9 protein-coding genes and 1 pseudogene are annotated in these 6,879 nt (G+C 38.3%); all 10 read right to left on the bottom strand.

Features of this window, described 5'->3' with window-relative positions; translation table 11 throughout:
• Window positions 1–209: 209 nt before the first annotated feature.
• The gene (locus Q0212_RS07075; protein WP_297923964.1) at window positions 210–599 is read right to left on the bottom strand and encodes a tetratricopeptide repeat protein; all 390 of its coding nucleotides are present in this window, start codon (window positions 597–599) and stop codon (window positions 210–212) included.
• 121 nt (window positions 600–720) lie between these two features.
• A complete protein-coding gene (yjgA, locus tag Q0212_RS07080) occupies window positions 721–1,227 on the bottom strand; it encodes a ribosome biogenesis factor YjgA (RefSeq protein WP_297923966.1) in 507 nt (168 codons plus the stop codon).
• 44 nt (window positions 1,228–1,271) lie between these two features.
• Entirely contained in the window at window positions 1,272–1,541 is a 270-nt protein-coding gene (locus Q0212_RS07085; protein WP_297923968.1) for an HPr family phosphocarrier protein, read from the bottom strand.
• Window positions 1,538–2,395: an RNase adapter RapZ gene (rapZ, locus tag Q0212_RS07090; RefSeq protein WP_297923970.1), complete on the bottom strand. Its 858-nt coding sequence runs from the start codon at window positions 2,393–2,395 to the stop codon at window positions 1,538–1,540. The genes Q0212_RS07085 and rapZ overlap by 4 nt, the downstream gene beginning before the upstream one ends.
• Before the next feature lie 183 nt (window positions 2,396–2,578).
• Window positions 2,579–2,869: a ribosome-associated translation inhibitor RaiA gene (gene raiA, locus Q0212_RS07095; RefSeq protein ID WP_297923971.1), complete on the bottom strand. Its 291-nt coding sequence runs from the start codon at window positions 2,867–2,869 to the stop codon at window positions 2,579–2,581.
• 305 nt (window positions 2,870–3,174) lie between these two features.
• A complete protein-coding gene (locus Q0212_RS07100) occupies window positions 3,175–4,653 on the bottom strand; it encodes an RNA polymerase factor sigma-54 (RefSeq protein WP_297923973.1) in 1,479 nt (492 codons plus the stop codon).
• Window positions 4,654–4,808: 155 nt separating this feature from the next.
• Window positions 4,809–5,531, bottom strand: a complete 723-nt coding sequence (gene lptB, locus Q0212_RS07105; RefSeq protein ID WP_297923975.1) for an LPS export ABC transporter ATP-binding protein — start codon at window positions 5,529–5,531, stop codon at window positions 4,809–4,811.
• Window positions 5,528–6,073, bottom strand: a complete 546-nt coding sequence (lptA, locus tag Q0212_RS07110) for a lipopolysaccharide transport periplasmic protein LptA (RefSeq protein WP_297923977.1) — start codon at window positions 6,071–6,073, stop codon at window positions 5,528–5,530. The genes lptB and lptA overlap by 4 nt, the downstream gene beginning before the upstream one ends.
• Complete coding sequence (gene lptC, locus Q0212_RS07115) at window positions 6,054–6,614, bottom strand: LPS export ABC transporter periplasmic protein LptC (RefSeq protein ID WP_297923979.1); 561 nt, start codon at window positions 6,612–6,614, stop codon at window positions 6,054–6,056. The genes lptA and lptC overlap by 20 nt, the downstream gene beginning before the upstream one ends.
• 3 nt (window positions 6,615–6,617) lie before the next feature.
• Window positions 6,618–6,707: pseudogene (locus tag Q0212_RS07120) on the bottom strand (3-deoxy-D-manno-octulosonate 8-phosphate phosphatase); the annotation flags it as partial.
• Window positions 6,708–6,879 lie beyond the last annotated feature (172 nt).

Consider the following 6,879-nt stretch of genomic DNA (forward strand, 5'->3'; position numbering starts at 1 on the left):
GGGAGAGATGAGTAGATTAGTATTTTTTAAAAGTGTTATAGAGCCTTATGTGAGCAAGCTTAATATGAAGCTAGATAAGGTGATGGAGCTCGATATGAGTACAGCAACATTAATATACGATATTCATGTTCTGCTGAATAATATATTCATTTATTTAAAGCTGGCTGCACAAAAAGTGGACAAAAATCATACTTCAGCCAAAGATGTTTTTAATTACATTTTTTTAAATATTGAATTCCTTTTTTATATTCATGATTTTGGCAATAAAGTATACCAAGATGGTTATGTGCCATATATTCTTGGTCATCAAATATAATTGCTTCTTGGTAATAAGCAATTGCTTTTTTAGATTGCTGAGTATTCATGTAAGATAAGCCAAGCAAACTACAGATAGCCGCATTTTTTTGAATAGAAGCAGCTTGACTTAAATAATATATAGCTTGATTAAAGTCTTGTATTTGAGCACAAATTAGACCAGCATTGAATAAACTATCCTTGTGTGTTGGTTGAGTGGCTAATAGTTGCTTGTAAAGTGTTAAAGCGAGAGTTAATTTGTTAGCGAGTTGGGCTTGTAGTGCTTGGTTAAATAACTCAGTCATTTTCTAGTTATCCTTAGTTAAATATTTTTAGTTATGGTAATAGTTTAAGTGAGTTATTATACCAAGTCATGAGTCCTAATTAGTTTTAGGCAAAAATCACATAAATTTGATTACCATATTTTTACTGTGACAACAAAACGGCTTCTCTTAAATACGTTAATAATCGTTGTTTGGCTTTTGATTCTGTTGGTGTGTTTTCTTGCTCAAAAACGGCTGCGCGAACAGCTTGTCTTAAGGTGTGACGATCTGCTGCTGGATATTGTCTGGCGGTATCATTGATCGCGCTTTCCCCTTGGCTGATTAAACGTTCTACCCATAAGCTAAGTTGGCGTTCTAAATTGGGTTGAGTGCGCTGATTTAAGGCTTGTAATAAAGCTTCCTCATTTTCATGACGCATTAATTTGCCAATTAATTGTTTGTGACGACGTTTAGCTTCGTTACTTTTTAAGGTTGATAAAAAGAGTAGGGCTTCACGAAGTTCGTCACTAATGGGTAATTTTTTTAATTGATTGGCAGAAAGCTCTGCGAGTTGTTCACCAATAGCTTGTAATCTGTCCATAGCCTTTTTTTGTTGGCTTTTACTGACAAAGTTAGGGTCAAATTCATGTTCTTGGGCAGAGTTACGCATGGCAAAATAATTTCAGATAAATAAAGGTGGTGCATAATAACAAATTATTCACCTTCATCAAAACGGCGATTAAATAACTCTACAACAGATTGATGAGCTTTTTCCTCGTCTTCTCCCTCAAAAGTGCATTGAAGAACAGTGCCTTTGCCCGCACCTAACATTAAGACCCCCATCATATTTTTACCATCTACGGTACGAGTCCCTTTAGTAATTTTGATATTACAACGAAAAGTCGAGGTCAGTGCAATCAGCTTGGCTGTAGCACGCGCATGTAATCCGAGTTTATTGATAATTTCGATATCCGCTTGAATCATTTACGACGAACCAATTCTCTATGTAAAGTTTGAATGTGAGGTAAAATGGTTTTTAAAGACTCATATAATCGTTCGACCATATAGACGGAGCGATGTTGACCGCCTGTACAACCAATCGCAACTGTTAAATAATGGCGATGGTCAGTACTTAGTCTAGGTAACCATTTGATTAAAAACTGACTTATATCATAGTATAAAGCTTCAACTTCGGGGTGACCATTTAAAAAATCTTTAATTTCTTGTTGTTTACCTGTTAATTCACGTAGGGAGCTTTGCCAATGTGGATTAGGTAAACAGCGTACATCAAAGACAAAATCGGCATCTAATGGTACACCATGTTTGTAGCCAAATGACTCTAATAACAAGGTCACTTGGTTATCACCTGATAATCGAACAGCTAATAAATGCTGTAGTTCATGCACATTTAGACTACTGGTATCTAAATAAATACTTGCTTTAGATGCTATTGGGTCTAATAACAACGTCTCTTTTTCTATGGCTTCTTTAAGAGAAGTGTTTTGGTTACTTAATGGATGACGACGACGTGTTGAACTAAAACGCGCGATTAAAATATCATCACGAGCATCCAAAAAAAGTGTATTAGTTTGAATGCCTAGTTTTTCAATATCAGAAATGACTTGATGAAAATTATTAAAATCATCAGGTAAACTACGTACATCAACACCCACACCAACTTTTTGAATAGATGATGTGCTTTTAAGATGGACGATGAGTGAGGGGAGTAGGCTAAGAGGTAAGTTGTCTATGCAGTAATAGCCTAAGTCTTCTAATATATTTAGAGCTGAACTTTTGCCAGACCCAGAGCGACCACTTACAATTAATAAATTGTTCATAATAATTTTTTGCAATGTAATAATTGAATTACATGAATATTTTAACGAAATCGTTATGTTAGAAATGCTAAAAATATAGTGATTTTATGCAACTGTCTATCTTTTAATATAATATGAAGCCAATTTTTATCTGATTTGTGAAGAATGATAAAAAAGCCCAATCTATGATTGGGCTTTTTTTTATTAGTGATGACTTTTTAACTTTTCTTTATGGCGCACAATTTGGCGGTCTAATTTGTCACTGAGTAAATCAATAGCAGCATACATATCTATAGATTCTGCATTAGCGAATAATTCAGCACCAGATAAGCGAATCGTTGCTTCTGCTTTTTGGGCTAACTTCTCAATACTGAGGATAACTTGCATGCTGGTAATATGGTCAAAGTGGCGTTCTACTTTGGCGAATTTGGCTTGCACGTATTCTTTTAAGGCGGGAGTAACTTCGACGTGATGACCACTGATAATCATTTGCATAATAACCGTTCCTCGTGTTTTTGTGACAAACTCAAAGACTTATGAAAACTTATTATTAATCAAATAAGTATTACATAAGACCATTGCGAAGAGCCTGTTTGGTCGGGCGGCCATCATAGTCTAATTAACACTTTGCTATAAGTTTTTAGCGTATGTTAATTGATGGTTCAGGTCGTTCGGCCTAACGAAGTTAGCTCTTCGCTAAAAGCCAACGAGAATTTTTAAGTCCTTTAGTAACAAAGTGTTACAGTAAGATGAAACTTAAAATATTTATCTCGTGATTCTGTTTTGCCACAAAAAAAAAGTTAAAGCAAGCGTTTTCTATCACTAGATGATGGAATATTGAGCGATTCGCGATATTTAGCAATGGTACGACGTGCGACTTCAATACCTTGTTCTTGTAGTAAGTCAGCGATCTTGTTATCAGACAAAGGTTTGCGAGGATCTTCTTGGCTGACTAATTTTTTAATCATTGCTCGAATCGCGGTTGAAGAACATTCTCCACCAGAGCTTGTGCCTACATGACTAGAGAAGAAATATTTGAGTTCAAATAAGCCGCGAGGTGTGAGCATATATTTTTGACTAGTGACACGAGAGACAGTTGATTCGTGTAATTCAACTTCTTCAGCAATGTCACGTAAAACTAAGGCTTTCATGGCTTCTGGGCCTTGTTCTAAAAAAGCACGTTGGTGTTCAACAATACAGGTGGCAACTTTGAGCAGAGTTTCGTGTCGGCTTTGTAAACTTTTTAAAAACCAGCGTGCTTCTTGTAAGTGATTTTTTAGATAAGTATTGTCCGCGCTACTATCTGCTCGACGAATGAGGCTTGCATAACTGGTATTGATTCGCAATTTTGGGGCTGTGTCTGGATTTAGCTCAACACGCCAGCGATTTTTTTGTTTGCTAACAACCACATCAGGAATAATGTAACTATTTTCATCTTGACCAATTTTGCCACCAGGGTAGGGATTAAGTGTTTGAATTAATCCTACAGCAGCGCGTAACTGACTTTCGCTAAATTTGGTACGTTTTAATAAGCCTTGTTGGTCTTGGGCTGCTAGTAAATCTAAATGTTCATTAACAATTAACAAGGCATGATCGCGATGAGGTGTATCTTCGGGCAGTTGTTTGAGTTGAATCGTTAAACATTCTTGTAAATTGCGTGCAGCAACACCTGAAGGTTCAAATTGTTGAATTAAATGTAATACTGCAACAATTTCATCTAACTCTATATCTTCATTAGGTAAAATATTTTGTGCAGCTTCTAAAATATCTTCTAAATCGTTATGAAGATAGCCATTTTCATCTAAGGAATCAATAATACAAACAGCAATGGTTCGGTCAGTGATAGTGAATGGTGTCAGATTAACTTGCCATAATAAATGATCGTATAAAGTTTCGGCAACTGTAGAGCGAGCTTCAAAACCTTCATCATCTTCGTCGGGGGTGTTGGTATTGGCACTATTACCTGTAAAAATGTCATCCCATGCACTATCTACAGGGAGTTCTTCGGGAATGTCTTGAGGATTATTGATGTCAACGGTGCTGTTGGATAGTTCGGTCTCATAGTCATCCTGACGTGACTCATCATTATTGTCTGATTTGCTCGGTGCGGAGGTGTTGTCATAATCGTCATTTAACTCTAATAAAGGGTTAGAGTCTAATGCGTTTTGGATCTCTTGTTGTAATTCAATAGTCGATAATTGCAAGAGACGAATCGCTTGTTGCAATTGTGGGGTCATGGTCAGATGTTGACCCATTTGAATATTGAGAGAGACTTTCATTGGCAAATCTACACTTTACTAACTAGACTGAGAATAAATATCAGTATATAACGTCTCTCTCAAAATCGCCATGCAAAAAACAGTCCATTAATTCGCATTAATAGACCGCTCGGCTAAAAAAGACATAAAATTAGTACAGTTTGAGCAAAAACAGCTTAGAGGCTAAAACTTTGCCCTAAATAGACTTGTCGAACGAGTTGATTCGCTAAAACTTCTTCTGGTGTACCTTCGGCAATCATCACGCCACTATTGACGATATAAGCCTTTTCACAAATATCTAAAGTTTCACGCACATGATGATCGGTAATTAATACGCCAATGCCTCTATTTTTTAGATGGCTAATAATGCCTTTAATATCTGCGACAGAAATCGGGTCTACGCCTGCAAAAGGCTCATCAAGCAAGATAAATGAGGGTTCTGTGGCTAAAGCGCGGGCTATTTCTACTCGACGACGTTCTCCTCCTGATAAACTCATGCCCAAACTTTTTCGAATATGGGTAATATGAAATTCATTAAGCAAAGAGTCTACTTTGTCGAGTCGTTGTTGTTTGGTCAGTTCTTTGCGCGTTTCTAAAATGGCTAAAATGTTTTCTTCAACAGTAAGTTTGCGAAAAATAGACGCTTCTTGGGGTAAATAACCAATGCCGCGTCGGGCGCGACCGTGCATGGATAATGAAGAAATATCTTCGCCGTTTAGAGTGATTTTGCCTTTATCCATAGGTACTAAGCCAACAATCATATAAAAGCTAGTAGTTTTTCCTGCACCGTTCGGTCCTAATAAACCAACAATTTGAGATTTTTCAACTGTTAAACCCACATCTTTAACTACGGTTCGGCCTTTGTAACTTTTGGCAAGGTTTTCAGCACGAAGTGTCATGGTGTTGGTGTTCCTGTTGGTGGGTTTTCACCCAATTTTTTATTTTTTCGGTCTTCTTTTTTGGGCGGCGGAAAAACGAGTTGTACGCGATTTTGTGTGTTGCCTTTGGCTTCAATTTCGCCTTTATCCATAGAGTACATGATTTCTAAGCTTTTAAAGCTTGAGCCGTCTTGTTCGAGTTTGGCGTTACGTTTTAAGACAATTAGGCCATCACGCGCTTGGTAGGTGATTTCTTCTGCTTGGGCAGTGGCAATGCCTTTTTCAACGCTTGGTTGTTGTTGCATGTGTGCGGGTTTGCCTGTAGCAATAACGGTTAAAATTTTACCTTCTTTGTCAGTCGTGGCAGTAATTTGTTCTGCTTTAATGAGCAGTGAACCTTGTTTGATTTCGACATTACCTGTGTAAATGGCAATACCTGTTTTTTCGTTAAAAGTGGCATTATCTGCGGCGAGTGCAATCGGTTGTTCTCTATCGTTAGGTAGTGCAGTTGCCAAACTACTTAACAGTAATAAGCCTGTTAAACTAAGGTGTCGGTAAAACATAAGTGCCTCTGACTTGGCCTATAAAATTAATTGTGCCTTCTTCAGTATTAGCTTGTAAGCCTAAACTTCGAATTTCACCATTTGGCGAACGCACGACAACAGGTGTTTGGGTATAAAGTAAATGTTTCTGAGGCTCGGCAATTAGTGAAGATGTTTCTAAGCGCAGAGCTGTTTGGGTTAATTGTTGAGCAACCACTTGGTTTTGTAAATTCAGCCATTGATTATCTTGACGACTAATCGCTTTAGTTGCTGAGATTTGCCATGTTTTTTGACCTTGTTGATAGAGCATGACGATGGGAGCATGGATAATAGTTTCGTCTTGCTCTGCAAAGTGTTGTAATTGTTTGGCAGTTATCTGTCTAACAATTTGACCTTGTTCATTGATTTGTATGCCAGTGATTTGAGATACTTGGTATTCAGGTAAATTATCGGCGTCTTCTAGGAGGATTGGGGTGTCTTTGCCAAATCCCCCCCAATAATATCCTGCGACACACAAAATAAATAAGCCGCCAGCTAAGCTAACATTGTTTTGAATAGCCACAGCTTAATCCAAATAAGGTGCAAGGGCTTCTTCGTATAAGCCTTTAGCTTCTAAAATTAAATCACACACTTCACGCACCGCACCACGACCACCACCCTGGACGGGCACAGTCACAGCGCTTGAGGCCCCCCCGCGCAGGGCACAGCCACTCAAAGCGGCTCTTCGCGCGAAGTCAGTTCGATGCGTTCCATGGGCAGATCGGCGGCCAGGCGGTCCACCTCGGCCAGCCGCGCGGGTTCGGCGTCGGCAAACTGCTGGGCGATGC

The sequence above is a fragment of the uncultured Agitococcus sp. genome (assembly GCF_937920075.1).
Classification (GTDB): domain Bacteria; phylum Pseudomonadota; class Gammaproteobacteria; order Pseudomonadales; family Moraxellaceae; genus Agitococcus.